Here is a 15,920-nt window from a genome sequence, read left to right on the forward strand (position 1 = left end):
GCAGAGATCTCGTGATGGAACGACGAACGACCCTGTCTTCTTGCCCAGGTCGCGTCCCATGAGCGGCAACTCCGAAGAGCTCGTCAAGGCTCTGCGCGCGTCGCTGAAGGAAAACGAGCGGCTGAAGCGCGAGGCCCGCGAATACCTGGCCGCGGCAACCGAACCCGTGGCGGTGGTCGGGATGGCGTGCCGGTACCCGGGTGGCGTGGATTCCCCGGAAGCCCTGTGGCAGATGGTGGTTGAGGGCCGCGACGTGGTCTCGGACTTCCCGGCCGACCGGGGCTGGAACTTGACGGGCCTGTTCGACCCCGACCCCGACGCGGTGGGAAAGTCCTACGCACGGTGCGGCGGCTTCCTGGCCGACGCGGCGGACTTCGACGCCGCGTTCTTCGGCATCGCCCCCAGCGAGGCGCTGGCGATGGACCCGCAGCAACGCCTGCTGCTGGAGGTGTCCTGGGAGGCGCTGGAGCGGGCCGGGATTGACCCCGCAGAGCTGCGCGGCTCGGCGACGGGCGTGTTCGCCGGGATCTTCCACGGTTCGTACGGCGGCCAGGGCAGGGTGCCCGGGCATTTGGAGCGCTACGGGCTGCGCGGTTCGACGTTGAGCGTGGCGTCGGGCCGGGTGGCCTACGCCCTGGGCCTGGAAGGCCCGGCCGTGTCGGTGGATACGGCGTGTTCGTCGTCGCTGGTGGCCATACACCTGGCGGCGCGGTCGCTGCGCTCCGGGGAGTGCGACCTGGCGCTGGCCGGCGGCGTGACGGTGATGGCGACCCCGGCGATGTTCATCGAATTCAGCCGCCAACGCGCGCTGGCCTCCGACGGGCGGTGCAAGGCCTACGCGGGCGCCGCCGACGGCACCGGTTTCTCCGAGGGCGTCGGGGTGCTGGTGCTGGAACGGTTTTCCGACGCGCGGCGGCGGGGGCATCCGGTGCTGGCGCTGCTGCGCGGATCGGCGGTGAACCAGGACGGCGCCTCGAACGGGCTGGCAACGCCCAACGGGCCGTCGCAGCAGCGGGTGATCCGCGCCGCGCTGGCCGATGCGCGGCTGCACACGGCGGATGTGGACCTGGTGGAGGGGCACGGGACGGGCACCACCCTCGGCGATCCCATTGAGGCGCAAGCGGTCTTGGCGACCTACGGACAGGACCGGCCGGCCGATCGGCCGCTGTGGCTGGGGTCGATCAAGTCCAACATGGGCCACACCTCGGCGGCGGCGGGCGCAGGCGGGGTGATCAAGATGGTGCAGGCCATCCGGCACGGGGTGATGCCCAAGACCTTGCACGTGGATGTGCCCACGCCGCACGTGGATTGGTCGGCCGGGGCGGTGTCCCTGCTGACCGAGGCGCGGGAGTGGCCGGCGCTGGACCGGCCGCGCCGCGCGGGGGTGTCGTCGTTCGGGATCAGCGGCACCAACGCGCACGTCATCGTCGAGCAACCGCCCGCGGAGCCCCGCACGCCGGCCGGCGATGACGCGCCCGCGCCCTGGGTGCTGTCGGCCCGGTCGGCCGACGCGCTGGCCAACCAGGCCTCCCGGCTCCTGGCGCGGGTGAACGACGACCCGGGCCTGCGGGTGGTCGACGTCGCCTGGTCGTTGGTTTCGACGCGGTCGCTGTTCGAGCACCGGGCCGTGCTGGTGGGCCCCGACCGCGGTCAGCTGATGGCGGGCCTGGCCGAAGTGGCGGCCCGAGCCCCGGGCGCGGGCGTGGTGGTGGGCCGGGCGCAACCGGTCGGCAAGACGGTCTTCGTGTTCCCCGGGCAGGGCTCGCAGTGGGTCGGCATGGGAGCCGAATTGCTGGACCGCTCGGCCGTTTTCGCCGAACACCTGCAGCGCTGCGAGAAGGCGCTCGCCGAACACGTGGACTGGTCGCTGGTCGACGTCATCCGCGGCGCGCCCGGTGCGCCCGGGCTGGACCGGGTGGACGTGGTGCAGCCGGCGCTGTGGGCGGTGATGGTGTCGCTGGCGGAGCTGTGGCGCTCGGTGGGCGTGGTCCCCGATGCGGTGGTCGGTCATTCGCAGGGCGAGATCGCGGCGGCCCATGTGGCGGGAGCGCTGTCGCTGGAGGACGCCGCCAGGGTGGTGGCGCTGCGGAGCCGGCTGCTGGTGGGATTGTCCGGTGCGGGCGGCATGGTGTCGTTGGCCTGCGGCCTGGCCCGGGCCGACGAATTGATCGCCGCGTTTGGCGAACGGTTGAATGTCGCTGCCGTGAACGGTGTTTCGGCGGTGGTGGTGTCCGGTGAGGTGGGCGCCCTCGACGAGTTGATGGTCCGGTGCGAGGCCGGCGACGTGCGCGCGCGCAGGATCGACGTCGATTACGCCTCGCACTCCGGGCACGTCGACGCGATCCGCGCGGCGCTGGCCGAGGCGCTCGCCGGCATCGAGCCGCGGTCGTCCTCGGTGGAGTTCTTCTCCACCGTGACCGGTGGACCGCTGGACACCGCGGGCCTGGACGCCGACTACTGGTATCGGAGCATCCGGCAGACCGTCCAGTTCGAACGCGCGGTCCGAAGCGCCTGCGGCGCCGGGTACGGGGTGTTTGTCGAATCCAGCCCGCACCCGGTCCTGCTCGCCGCCGTCGAGGAGACGCTGGCCGATTGCGGGCGCGACGTCGGTGGCGACGCGTTCGTGATCCCGTCGCTGGGCCGCGACGATGGCTCGCTGCAACGGTTCTGGCTCTCGGCGGGCCAGGCCCACGTGGCCGGTGTGCCCGTGGACTGGCGGTCCGCCATCGCCGGCCTGGGCGGGCGACGCGTGGACTTGCCGACCTATGGCTTTGCACGGCAGCGCTTTTGGCTGCCGGGCGGGGCCACGGGGTCGGGCGACGCGGCCACCCTGGGGCTGGCGGGCGCGCAGCACGCGCTGCTGGGCGCGGTGGTGCAGCGACCCGATTCCGGCGGGGTGGTGCTGACGGGCCGGTTGTCGATGGCCGGCCAGCCGTGGCTGGCCGGCCACGCGGTGCGCGGAACGGTGCTGTTCCCCGGCGCGGGGTTTGTGGAGCTGGCCATCCGCGCCGGTGACGAGGTCGGCTGCGGGGTCCTCGAGGAGCTGACGTTGGCGGCGCCCTTGGTGCTGCCGGCGGGCGATGGTGTGCAGGTGCAGGTGGTCGTCGGCCCCGCCAACGAGTCGGGGCAGCGCGAGCTGTCGGTGTATTCGGCGGGTGCTTCCTCCGATTGGGTGCTGCACGCGCAGGGTTCGGTGCGCGCGGCGGCGGTGGCGCCGGGCGCGGACCTGTCGGTGTGGCCGCCCGTGGGGGCGGCGCCGCTCGACGTGTCCGACGCCTACGCGCGGCTGGCGGAGCGGGGATACGAGTATGGCCAGGCCTTCCGCGGCCTGCGGGCGATGTGGCGGCGCGGCGACGAGATCTTCGCCGACGTCGCGATCCCGGCCGAGGCCGGCGGGCAGGACGGTGGCTTCGGGATCCATCCGGTCTTGCTGGACGCGGCGCTGCACGCGATCGGTGTCGCCGCCGAGCAGGGGCAGACGGTGTTGCCGTTCTCCTGGCAGGGGGTGTCCCTACACGCCGCGGGCGCGTCGCGGGCGCGGGTCCGGATAGCGCCGTCCGGTGCGGGGGCGGTGTCGGTGGAAATGGCCGACGGCTCGGGCCTGCCGGTCCTGTCGGTGCGCTCGCTGGCGATGCGCCCCGTCTCCGCCGAGCAGTTGTCCACGGCGGGCGCGCCGACGGAGGGGCTGTTCGAGGTGGCGTGGTCACCGATAGCCTTGAGCGGCAACGGTTCCGAGGCCACGCTGTGGGAGCCAGGCGCGCACGGCGTTGACGTGGTGCGGTCGGTGCACGCGGCCACCACCGAGGCGCTGGGCGTGCTGCAATCCTGGTTGGGCGATGCCGGGTCCGGGACGTTGGCGGTGCAGACCCGCGGGGCGGTCGCGCTTGCCGGTGAGGACGTCGTGGACTTGGCCGGTGCAGCGGTGTGGGGGCTGGTGCGGTCGGCGCAGGCAGAGCATCCCGGCCGGGTCGTGTTGATCGACTCCGACGGATCCCTGGACGCACGGGCGGTGATCGGCTGCGGCGAGCCGCAATTGGTGGTTCGCGACGGTGTGGCCTACGCGGCGCGGATGCGGCCGGCCCGAAGCGGATCGGTGTTGCGGCTGCCGTCCGGCGGGTGGCGGCTGGACGCCGGCGACGGTGGCACGCTGGAGGACCTGGTGGTGGGCGCGTGCCCGCGGGTGGACCTGGAGGCCGGGCAGGTCCGGGTGGCGGTGGCCGCGGTCGGCGTGAACTTCCGGGACGTGTTGGTGGCCCTGGGAATGTATCCCGGCGGTGGCCAGCTGGGGGCCGAGGGCGCGGGCGTCGTCGTCGAGGTCGGCCCCGGTGTGACAGGGCTGACGGTCGGCGATGCGGTGATGGGCCTGTTGGGGGTGGTCGGTTCCGAGGCGGTGGTGGATCAGCGACTCGTGACGCCGGTGCCGGCGGGCTGGTCGCTGGTCACGGCCGCGGGTGTGCCGGTGGTGTTTCTCACCGCGCTCTACGGGCTCTCGGTGCTGGCGGGACTGCGGGCCGGCGAGCGGGTGCTGGTGCACGCCGCCACGGGCGGGGTGGGCATGGCCGCGGTCCAGCTGGCACGGCATTGGGGTGCGGAGGTGTTCGCGACCGCGAGCCGTCCCAAGTGGGACACGTTGCGCGCCATGGGATTCGACGACGACCACATCGGTGACTCGAGGACGCTGGACTTCGAGGACAAGTTCTCGGCGGCCACCGGCGGGGCCGGGGTCGACGTGGTGCTCAACTCCCTGGCGGGCGAGTTCACCGACGCGTCGCTGCGGCTGCTGGCGCCCGGCGGGCGGTTCATCGAGATGGGCAAGACCGACGTCCGCGATCCGGACGTCCTCGCCGAACAGTATCGGGGCGCGCGGTATCGCGCCTTCGACCTGATGGAGGCCGGCGCCGACCGCACCGCGGCGATGCTGGCCGAGATCGTCGAACTGGTGCGCGGCGGCGCCATAGCGCCGTTGCCGCTCAAGACCTTCGACGTCCGCTGCGCCTCGGCGGCGTACCGGTTCGTCAGCCAGGCCCGCCACATCGGCAAGGTCGCGCTGACCATCCCGTCCGGCCCCGGCGCGGTGCTCAGCGGTTGCGGCGGGCTGGCCGGCGGCAGCGTGGTGATCACCGGCGGCACCGGCATGGCCGGCTCGGCGCTGGCGCGACACCTCGTCGACCGCTATGGCGTGGCCCACGTGGTGCTGGCCAGCCGGGCCGGCGCCGCGGCCGCGGGGGTGGCGGAGTTGCGGGATGGCCTGCAGCGGGCCGGCGCCGGCGTGTCGGTGGTGGCCTGCGATGTCGCCGACCGCGACGCGGTCGCGGCGATGCTCGCGCAGGTACCGGAGCGGTATCCGCTACGGGGCGTGGTGCACGCGGCCGGCATCCTCGACGACGCGTTGATCGCCTCACTGACCCCGGATCGGGTGGATGCGGTGCTGCGGGCGAAGGTGGACGGGGCCTGGCACCTGCACGAGCTGACGCGCGAGAGGGATCTGTCGGCGTTCGTGGTGTTTTCGTCGATGGCCGGCATCGTGGGCACCCCGGGCCAGGCGAATTACGCGGCGGCCAACAGCTTCCTCGACGGCCTGATCGCGCACCGGCGCGCGCACGGGCTTGCCGGCCTGTCGCTGGCCTGGGGCCTGTGGGAGCAGGCCTCGGCGATGACGGCCCACCTCGGCGAGCGCGACAAGGCCCGGATGAGCCGGCTCGGTATCGCGCCGTTGTCCACCGAGCAGGCGCTGGAGTCCTTCGACGCCGCCATGCTGGTCGACGCCCCGGTGCTGATGGCGGCCCGCGTAAATCGGGTTGCCCTGTCCGACAACGCCGCCGCGCTGCCCCCGTTGTTGAGCGAGCTGGCCGGGCGCACCACCCGACGCGTCGTCGACGACGCCGACGCGACCGCCCTGACGACCGGCCTCAGCGCGCGCCTGCACGGCTTGACGCCCGAGGCGCGACAGCGTGAGCTGATCGACCTGGTCCGCGGCAACGCGGCGACCGTGCTGGGGCTGCCCAACCCCGCGGACATCAACACCGGCCGCGCGTTCGGTGAGCTGGGCTTCGACTCGCTCACCGCCGTCGAGCTGCGCAACCGGCTGAAAACCGCTACGGGGCTTACGCTTTCACCCACGCTGATCTTCGACTACCCGACCCCGAAGGCGCTGGCCGGGCACCTGGACACCCAACTGGCCACCACCGCGGCCGGCGACCAGCCGAACCTGATGGCCCGCTTCACCGACATCACCCGCGAATTGCAGGCACTGCTCAACCAGCCCTGGGACGCGGGCGACAAGTCGGCGCTGCGGGCCCGCCTGCACAACCTGCTCGCCACCCTGGGCCCCGCCGATCGCCTCGACCCCGAAGGCACCGACGCCGACCTTGATGCCGCCACCGAAAGCGAACTCTTTGCCATCCTCGATGAAGAACTCGGCCGCTGAGACCACGATGCCGAGCACCGCGCAGCACGTCGACTACCTGAAACGCCTGACGGCGGATCTCAGGCGGGCGCGCCGGCGCGTCGCGGAGCTGGAAGGCAAACTCTCCGAACCGATCGCGGTGGTGGGCATGGCCTGCCGCTACGCGGGCGGTGTCGATTCGCCGGAGGCCCTGTGGGAACTGGTGAATGACGGCCGCGACACCGTCTCGGATTTCCCGGCGGATCGCGGCTGGGACGTCGAGGGGCTCTACGACCCGGATCCCGACGCGGCGGGCAAGATGTACACCCGCCAGGGCAGCTTCCTGCGCGACGCGGGGGATTTCGACGCCGGGTTCTTCGGGGTCGGGCCCAGCGAGGCCCTGGCGATGGACCCACAGCAGCGGTTGATGCTGGAGATCTCCTGGGAAGCCTTGGAGCGGGCGGGGATTGACCCGCTGGCGTTGCGGGGCTCGGCGACCGGAGTGTTCGCCGGTGTCATCCACGCCGGCTACGGCGGCGAGGTGAAGGGCGAGCTGGAGGGCTACGGGCTGACCGGTTCCACCCTGAGCGTGGCCTCCGGTCGGGTGTCCTACGTGTTGGGGCTGGAAGGCCCCGCGGTGTCGGTGGACACGGCGTGTTCGTCGTCGCTGGTGGCCATGCACCTGGCGGCGCAGTCGCTGCGCTCCGGGGAGTGCGACCTGGCGCTTGCCGGCGGCGTGACGGTGATGGCGACCCCCGCCGCGTTCGTGGAATTCAGCCGGCAGCGGGCGCTCGCCCCGGACGGCCGGTGCAAGGTGTACGCCGGTGCGGCGGACGGGACGTCGTGGTCGGAAGGCGCGGGCGTCCTGGTGCTGGAGCGGCTGGCCGACGCGCGGCGGCTGGGGCATCCGGTGGTAGCGGTGCTGCGGAGTTCGGCGGTGAACCAGGACGGCGCCTCCAACGGCCTGACCGCGCCCAACGGGCCGTCCCAGCAGCGGGTGATCCGGGCGGCGCTGGCCAACGCCGGCTTGACCGCGGCGGACGTCGACGTGGTCGAAGGCCACGGCACGGGAACGGTTTTGGGCGACCCCATCGAGGCCCAGGCCCTGCTGGCCACGTACGGGCAGGACCGTCCGGTCGGCCGGCCGCTGTGGCTGGGATCGATCAAGTCCAACATCGGTCACACGTCGGCCGCGGCCGGAGTGGCCGGGGTGATCAAGATGGTGCAGGCGATGCGGCACGGGGTGATGCCCAAGACGCTGCACGTGGATGTGCCGTCGCCCCACGTGGATTGGTCGGCGGGCGCGGTGTCACTGTTGACCGAGCCCCGGCCGTGGCCGGCGCGGGACGGCCAGCGCCGGGCGGGGGTGTCGTCGTTCGGGATCAGCGGGACCAACGCCCACGTCATCATCGAGCAGCCGCCCGCCGAACCGGAAGCTGTTGCGGCGCAAGAAGACCGGCCCGACGCAGCGGTGGCGTGGGTGGTGTCGGCCCGCTCGGCCGACGCGCTGGCCGCCCAGGCCGCGCGGCTGTCGGCGCACCTGGTCGCCGAACCGGGTTTGCGCGCCGCGGACGTGGGCTTCTCGCTGGCCACCACCCGGGCGGCCCTGGACCACCGCGCGGTGCTGGTGGGCGCCGACCGCGACACCCTGATGGCGGGGCTGGCGGGGGTGGCGTCCGGGGAGCCGAGCCCGGGCGCGGTGGTCGGGCGTGCCCGCCCGGTCGGTAAGCGCGCGTTCGTGTTTCCGGGCCAGGGCTCGCAGCGGCTCGGGATGGGACGCGAACTGCATCAACGCTTCCCGGCGTTCGCCCAGGCCTTCGACGAGGCCGTGGCCGCGGTGGACGGCCATGCCCGGTTGCCGCTGCGCGACGTGATGTGGGGCACCGACGCGGAGCTGTTGGAAAGCACGGAGTTCGCCCAGCCGGCGTTGTTCGTGCTCGAGGTCGCCCTGGCGGCGCTGTGGCAGTCCTGGGGGGTGACCCCCGATGTGGTGATCGGCCACTCGGTGGGGGAGATCGCCGCGGCCTGTGTGGCCGGGGTGCTGTCGCTGCCCGACGCTGGGCGGGTGGTGGCGGCCCGCGGCCGGTTGATGGCGGCGCTGCCCGCGGGCGGGGTGATGGTGGCGGTGACCGCCACCGAGGCCGAGGTCGCACCGCTGCTGAACGGCGGCGTGAGCGTCGCGGCGGTCAACGGCCCCGACGCGGTAGTGCTTTCCGGCGAGCGGGCCGCGGTGGCCGCGGTGGCGGATCGACTGGCCGACTCCGGCAGGCGGGTGCGGCCGCTGGCCGTCTCGCACGCCTTCCACTCACCGTTGATGGAGCCCATGATCGAGGAGTTCTCCGCGGTGGTGGCCGGCGTATCGCCCGGTGCATCGCGAATCGACTTGGTGTCCAACGTGACTGGGAAACTGGCCGGCCCCGGATACGGGGCCGCCGACTACTGGGTCGAGCACGTGCGGCGGCCGGTGCGCTTCGTAGACGGGGTGCGGCTGGCCGAATCGCTGGGCGCCGGCGTGTTCGTGGAGGTGGGTCCGGGCGCGGCGTTGATGGCCGCGGTGGAACAGTCGCTGGCGACCGAGCCGGCCGTGTCGGCGGTGTCGATGGCCAAGGGCCGTCCCGAAGTCGACTCGCTGCTGCTGGCGGCCGGGCAGCTGTTCGCCTCCGGGGCCGACGTGGACTGGGCTGCGGCGTTCGCCGGCCTGGCCGCGCGCCGGGTCGACCTGCCGACGTATGCCTTTCAGCGGCGCAGGTTTTGGCTGTCGAGCGAGTCGGTAGGCGCCCGGGACACCGCCGGCCTGGGTTTGACCGGGGCCGGGCATGCGCTGTTGGGCGCGCTGGTCGAGCGGCCCGATTCGGGCGGCGTGGTGTTGACGGGCCGGCTGTCCACGGCGGCTCAGCCGTGGCTGGCCGATCACGCGGTGACCGGGACGGTGCTGTTCCCGGGTGCGGGATTCGTCGAGCTGATGCTGCGGGCCGGCGACGAGGTCGGCTGCCCGCTGATCGAGGAGCTGACCCTGTCGGCGCCGTTGCCGCTGCCGGCCACCGGCTCGGTGCGCATCCAGGTGGTGGTGGACGCCGCCGGCGAGGGCGGATCCCGCGCGGCGGCGGTGTATTCGCAGGCCGGCTCCGAGTGGACGTTGCATGCCCAGGGTGTGCTGAGCGAAGGCGCGCCCGCGCCGGACGCGGACCTGTCGGTGTGGCCGCCCGTCGGCGCCACGGCGGTCGATGTGACCGGCGCCTACGACGACCTGGCGGGGCGCGGCTACGGGTATGGGCCGGCCTTCCGGGGCCTGCGGAAGGTATGGCGGCGCGGGAGCGAGACCTTCGCCGAGGTCGAGGCCCCACAGCAGGCCGGTGTCACGGTGGGGGGCTTCGGGATTCATCCGGTGGTGCTCGACGCGGCCCTGCACGCGCTGGGGGTGGCCGACGAGGACGCCGAGACCGTCTTGCCGTTCTCCTGGCAAGGGGTGTGCCTGCACGCGGCCGGGGCGTCGCGGGTCCGGGTGCGGCTGGCGCCGTTGGGCAAGGGCGCCGTGTCGGTGGAACTGGCCGATTCGTCGGGCCTGCCGGTGCTGTCGGTGCGGGAGCTGGTGACGCGCCCGGTGTCGGCCGCTCAGCTGTCGGCGGCCGCGGCGGCGCGCTCGGGTGGCGGCGAACTCCTGGAGGCGGTGTGGTCCCCGGTTCCGTTGCCGGACAACGACGCCGGCGCGGCCCCCGACGTATGGCAGCCGCCGACCACCGGCCGGGGCGTCATCGGATCGGTCTACGCCGCCGCCCATGCGGCGCTGGGCGCGTTGCAGTCCCGCGATGACGGCGCCGGGCCGTTGGTGGTGCTGACCCGCGGGGCGGTCGCGCTGCCCGGCGAGGACGTCTCGGACCTGGCCGGTGCGGCGGTGTGGGGCCTGGTGCGGTCGGCGCAGGCCGAGCATCCGGGCCGGGCAGTGCTGGTCGACTCCGATGGATCGCTGGATCTCGGGTCCGTAATCGGCTGCGGCGAACCGCAATTGGTGGTGCGGGCGGGCGTCGCCTACGGCGCGAGGCTCAAGCCGATCAAGGCGCACCCGGTGCTGCGGTTGCCCGAGCCGCCCGCGGCGTGGCGGCTGGCCGCCGGCGACGCCGGGACGCTGGAGGACCTGGAGGTGCGGACCGCTCCGCCGGCGGATCTGGCCGCCGGCCAGGTGCGGGTGGCGGTGGCCGCGGCCGGGGTGAACTTCCGCGACGTGCTGGTGGCCCTTGGCATGTATCCGGGTGCCGCGCAGTTGGGCGCCGAGGGTGCCGGGCTGGTGACCGAGATCGGCCCCGGCGTCACGGATTTGGCCGTCGGAGACGCGGTCATGGGGATTTTGGGCCTGACGGGATCGGAGGCGGCCGTCGACCGGCGGCTGGTGACTCGGGTCCCGCCGGGCTGGTCGTTCGCCGAGGCCGCCGGCGTGCCGGTAGTGTTCCTGACCGCTTATTACGGGCTGTCGGTCTTGGGCGGCCTGCGCGCCGGCGAGCGGGTGCTGGTGCACGCCGCGGCCGGCGGGGTCGGCATGGCGGCCGTGCAGCTGGCCCGGCATTGGGGTGCGGAGGTCTTCGCGACCGCCAGCCGCGGCAAGTGGGACACCCTGCGCGCCATGGGCTTCGACGAGGAGCACATCGCGGATTCGCGCACGCTGGACTTCGAGCAGAAATTCTTTACCGCCACGGCCGGTGCCGGCATGGATGTCGTGCTCAACTCGCTGGCCGGCGAGTTCACCGATGCGTCACTGCGGTTGTTGGGCCCCGGTGGCCGTTTCATCGAGATGGGCAAGACCGACCTGCGCGACCCGGCGGCCCACCCCGACATCTATTACCGCGCGTTCGATCTGATGGAGGCCGGCCCGGACCGCATCGCGGAGATGACGGCCGAATTGATGCGCCTGTTCGCGGCCGGGGCTCTAAAACCATTGCCCGTCAAGGCGTTCGACGTGCGTTGTGCCGCGGACGCTTACCGGTTCGTCAGCCAGGCCCGCCACATCGGCAAGGTCGTGCTCACCATGCCCGACGGGCCCGCCGGCCTGGCCGGCGGCACCGCACTGATCACCGGCGGCACCGGCATGGCGGGTTCGGCGGTGGCCCGCCACCTGGTCGAGCGCTACCGGGTGCCGCACGTGATGCTGGTCAGCCGCAGCGGTGAGCGGGCCGAGGGACTGTCCGGGCTGGCCGACGAGCTACGGGACGCCGGGGCCCAGGTGTCGGTGCTGGCCTGTGACGTCAGTGACCGGGACGCCGTGGCGGGCTTACTGGCGCAGGTGCCGGCGCGTCTCCCACTGCGCGGGGTGTTTCACGCCGCGGGCGTCCTTGACGACGCGGTGATCGCGTCCCTGACTCCAGAGCGCATCGACACGGTGCTACGGTCCAAAGTCGACGGGGCCTGGCACCTGCACGAGCTGACCCGGGAAATGGATCTCGCGGCGTTCGTGGTCTTTTCGTCGATGGCGGGCATCGTGGGCGCCCCGGGCCAGGGTAACTACGCGGCCGCCAACAGTTTCCTCGACGGCCTGGCGGACTACCGCCGCGCCCACCGCCTGCCCGGCCTGTCGATCGCCTGGGGGATGTGGGAGGAGGCGTCGGCCATGACCCGGCACCTCGGCGATCGCGACAAGGCCCGGATGAGCCGCGCCGGGCTGGCACCGCTGTCCACCCGGCAGGCGCTCGACCTGCTCGACGCCGCGCTGTTGGCCGAGCCCGCCGTCGTCGTGGCCACCCGGCTCGATAGGGCCGCGCTGGCGCACGGCGGCGCCGCGCTGCCGCCGCTGCTGAGCCAGTTGGCCACCCGGCCGGCGCGCCGCGTGCTCGACCCCACCGACATGGTGTCGCTGACGGGCCTGCGGGCGCGGCTGGACGGCCTGACCCCCGAGCAGCGGCGGCGCGAGCTGGTGGAATTGGTTTGCGGCAACGCCGCCACGGTGTTGGGGCACAGCACCGCGGACGTCGACGCCGACCAGGCTTTCGGAGACCTCGGCTTCGACTCGCTCACCGCCGTGGAGCTGCGCAACAGGCTCAAAATCGCCACCGGACTGACCCTTTCGCCGACGCTCATCTTCGATTACCCGACGCCGGCGGCGCTGGCCGAGCACCTCGACGGCCAGCTGGCCACCGGTACCGGCAGCGCGCCACCCGACCGGATGGCCCGCTTCAACGACGTCGCCCGCGAAATGCAGGCACTGCTGGGCCAATCCGACTGGAGCCCCGGGGACAGGGCTCAGTTGTTCACCCGGCTGGAAGGCATGCTGAACACCCTGAGCGGCCCGCGCCAACCCGCCTACCCGGAAGAACCCAACGACCCGTTCGACGACGACATCGCCACCGCCACCGAGAGCCAGCTCTTCGCCATCCTCGACGAAGAGATCGGCCCCTAGCATGACGGACGTCGCAGTCATCGGTCTTTCGTGCCGTTTCCCCGGCGCTGCCAACCCGCGCGACTTCTGGGATGTCATCCGCGAGGGCCGCGAGGTGACGCAGTTGCCCTGGGACGTCGCGGAGTTCGACGCCGACTTCTTCAATCTCTCACCGCGCGAGGCGTGCGCGATGGACCCGCGCCAGCGATTGGCGCTCGAACTGGCGTGGGAAGCCTTCGAGGACGCGTTCGTGGTGCCCGAAACCGTGCGGGGAACCGCGATTTCGGTCTACATCGGGGCGATGGCCGACGACTACGCCGTCCTCACGCTGCGCGACATCGCCGACAATCTCGACCACCACTCGTTCGCCGGCATCAGCCGCGGGATGATCGCCAACCGGATCTCGTACGCCCTCGGGTTGCGCGGCCCCAGCATGACCGTCGATTCCGGCCAATCGTCTTCGCTGCTCGCCGTGCACCTCGCCTGCGCGAGCCTGCGCACGGGGGAGTCGGCGTTGGCGATCGCCGGCGGGGTACACCTGAACCTGGCCGACGAAACCGCGATGCTCGAACGGGAATTCGGCGCGCTGTCGACCTCGGGTCACACCTACGCGTTTGACCCACGCGCGGACGGCTACGTGCGCGGCGAGGGCGGCGGACTGGTGCTGCTCAAACCGTTGCCGGCGGCCCTGCGGGACGGGGACCGGATTCACGCGGTCATCCGGGGCAGCGCGGCGGGTAACGCCGGGCACAGCGCCGCCGGCCAGACGGTGCCCTCCGTTTCCGGTGAGGCCGATGTCATCCGGCGGGCGCTCGCCGCCGCCGGGCTGGGCGGCGGCGACATCGACTACATCGAGGCCCACGGCACCGGCACCAAGGTCGGCGACGCGGCGGAAGCCCAGGCGCTGGGGCAGATTTTCGGCGGGCGCGAGCATCCGGTGCACCTGGGGTCGGTGAAGACCAACATCGGCCACGCCGGGGGCGCCGCGGGAATCGCGGGGCTGCTCAAGGCCGTACTGGCCGTGCGGCATTCGGTGATCCCGCCGAGTCTCAATCACGCCGGTGCGAATCCCGAACTCGAACACCTGCGGGTCGACACCGACGCGCTGCGCTGGCCGGTGGCGGGGCGCCCGCGCCGCGCCGGGGTGTCGTCGTTCGGAATGGGCGGCACCAACGCGCACGTCATCGTGGAACAGGCGCCCCCGCACCCGATTACGCCGGCGGATGCCCACGACGAGCCGGTCGTCTGGGTCCTGTCGGCTCGCTCCGCTCAGGCCCTGGCCAACCAGGCGCACCGGCTGGCGGCCCGGGTGGCCGAATCGGGGGTGAGCGCGGCGGACGTGGGATGGTCGTTGGCGACGACGCGCTCGGTGTTCGAGTATCGGGCCGTGCTGGTGGGCGGCGACCGGGAGGCGCTGACGCGCGCCCTGGCCGGGCTGGCGGCCGGCGAGCCGGCGCCCGGCCTGGTGGCCGGCCGGGCCGCTCCGGCGGTCCAGACGGCCTTCGTGTTTCCCGGCCAGGGCGCCCAATGGCCGGGGATGGGCCGCCAACTCCACCAACGGTTTTCGGCCTTCGCCCACGCGTTCGACGAGGCCGCGGCGGCCATGGACAGCCATCTGCGGCTGCCGCTGCGCCAGGTGATGTGGGGGCCCGACGCCGAGTTGTTGGAAAGCACGGAGTTCGCGCAGCCGGCGTTGTTCGTCCTCGAGGTCGCCCTGGCCGGGCTGTGGCGGTCCTGGGGCGTGACACCCGATGTGGTGCTGGGCCATTCGGTGGGCGAGATCGCGGCGGCGTGTGTGGCCGGGGTGCTGTCGCTCGACGATGCGGCGCGGATCGTCGCGGCGCGTGGCCGGTTGATGGCGGCGCTGCCGGGCGACGGGCTGATGGTGGCGGTGAGCGCCGGCGAGGCCGAGGTGACCCCGATGCTGCGCGCGGGGGTCAGTATCGCGGCGGTCAACGGCCCCAATGCGGTGGTCCTGTCCGGTGAGCGGGCCGGGGTGGCCGCCCTGGCGGATCGATTGGCGCAGGACGGCCGACGGACACACCGGTTGGCCGTCTCGCACGCGTTCCACTCGGCGCTGATGGACCCCATGCTCGACGAGTTCGCGCAGGAGGTGGCCGACATCCAACCGCGCCAACCGCGAATTTGCCTGGTGTCCAACGTGTCCGGGGAACCGGCAGGCCCCGGCTACGGGTCCGCGCGGTACTGGGTCGAGCACGTGCGCCGGCCGGTGCGTTTCCTCGACGGGGTGCGCGCCGCCGAGGCGCTCGGCGCGACGGCGTTCGTCGAGGTGGGGCCGGGCGGTGGGCTGAGCGCCGCAGTGGACCAGTCACTGACCACCGAGCGGCCGATCTCGGTGGCCACCCTGACCAAAGATGCTCCCGAGGTCGAGTCGCTGCTGACCGCGGCCGGCCGGCTGTTCACCGCCGGGGTGACCGTGGGTTGGCCGGGAGTGCTGGCCGGCTCCGGGGGCCACCGAATTGAGCTACCGACGTATGGCTTCGCCCGCCAACGATTTTGGCTGGGCGGTGCGCGGGATGTGCTGCCCCCCAAGGCGAGCCGGACCCCGGACCTGGCCGGGCAGTTGCACGCCCTGCCCGTCGCGGAGCAACAGCGGTGGCTGGTCGAGCTGGTCTGCGAGCACGCGGCCGCCGTCGCGGGACATTCGGACGGACGTGCCATCGACCGGGACCGCGCCTTCGCCGACCTCGGCTTCGACTCACTGACCGGCGTCGAACTGCGCAACCGGCTGACGACTGCAACCGGGCTGGCCCTGTCGCGGACCCTGATCTTCGACTATCCCACTCCCGCCGCGCTGGCCGATCACCTGCGTCAGCAGCTATTTCGCGGCGACGACCGGGAATCGGACGAAGAAAAGGTGTGGTCTTCGCTGCGCAGGATTCCACTCGCCGAGCTGCGCAGGACCGGATTGCTCGACAAACTTCTCCTGCTGGCCGGCGGCCCGGAAAGCGTTGTCGCCGAACCGGTCACCGACCTGATCGACTCGCTCAGCCCCGACGCGTTGATCGCGATGGCGCTGAAAAACGAGGACGCTGAATGAAAAAATCCCAATGCAATAACACATGTGTCGAATACTTCAAACTTTTGCCGAATTATCGGCAACCGCTTAGACTCCGGAAATCGGCCGAAGTCCCGTTTGAACTGGGACGCAAG

General features: G+C 72.6%; 3 protein-coding genes. All 3 read left to right on the forward strand.

The genetic code is table 11. The features are described 5' to 3' along the window. The first annotated feature begins 58 nt into the window (after positions 1 to 58). The 3 genes from KXD96_RS15325 to KXD96_RS15335 are packed head-to-tail and all read left to right on the forward strand — an operon-like array spanning position 59 to position 15,807. Positions 59 to 6,427 (forward strand): type I polyketide synthase, encoded by a 6,369-nt coding sequence (locus KXD96_RS15325; protein WP_260736928.1) that lies wholly within the window; start codon positions 59 to 61, stop codon positions 6,425 to 6,427. Next, positions 6,408 to 12,767, forward strand: a complete 6,360-nt coding sequence (locus KXD96_RS15330) for a type I polyketide synthase (protein WP_260736937.1) — start codon at positions 6,408 to 6,410, stop codon at positions 12,765 to 12,767. The genes KXD96_RS15325 and KXD96_RS15330 overlap by 20 nt, the downstream gene beginning before the upstream one ends. A 1-nt stretch (position 12,768) precedes the next feature. Continuing rightward, positions 12,769 to 15,807 carry a type I polyketide synthase gene (locus tag KXD96_RS15335; RefSeq protein ID WP_260736945.1) on the forward strand — a complete coding sequence of 1,013 codons (3,039 nt, stop codon included), beginning with the start codon at positions 12,769 to 12,771 and terminating at the stop codon, positions 15,805 to 15,807. The last annotated feature ends 113 nt before the right edge of the window (positions 15,808 to 15,920 follow it).

It is taken from the genome of Mycobacterium sp. SMC-2, from assembly GCF_025263485.1.
Classification (GTDB): Bacteria; Actinomycetota; Actinomycetes; order Mycobacteriales; family Mycobacteriaceae; genus Mycobacterium.

Excerpts from the sequence above, each read along its gene's own strand:
- KXD96_RS15325 (WP_260736928.1), top strand. The coding sequence starts at position 59 with ATGAGCGGCAACTCCGAAGAGCTCGTCAAGGCTCTGCGCGCGTCGCTG.
- KXD96_RS15335 (WP_260736945.1), top strand. The coding sequence starts at position 12,769 with ATGACGGACGTCGCAGTCATCGGTCTTTCGTGCCGTTTCCCCGGCGCT.
- KXD96_RS15330 (WP_260736937.1), top strand. The coding sequence starts at position 6,408 with ATGAAGAACTCGGCCGCTGAGACCACGATGCCGAGCACCGCGCAGCAC.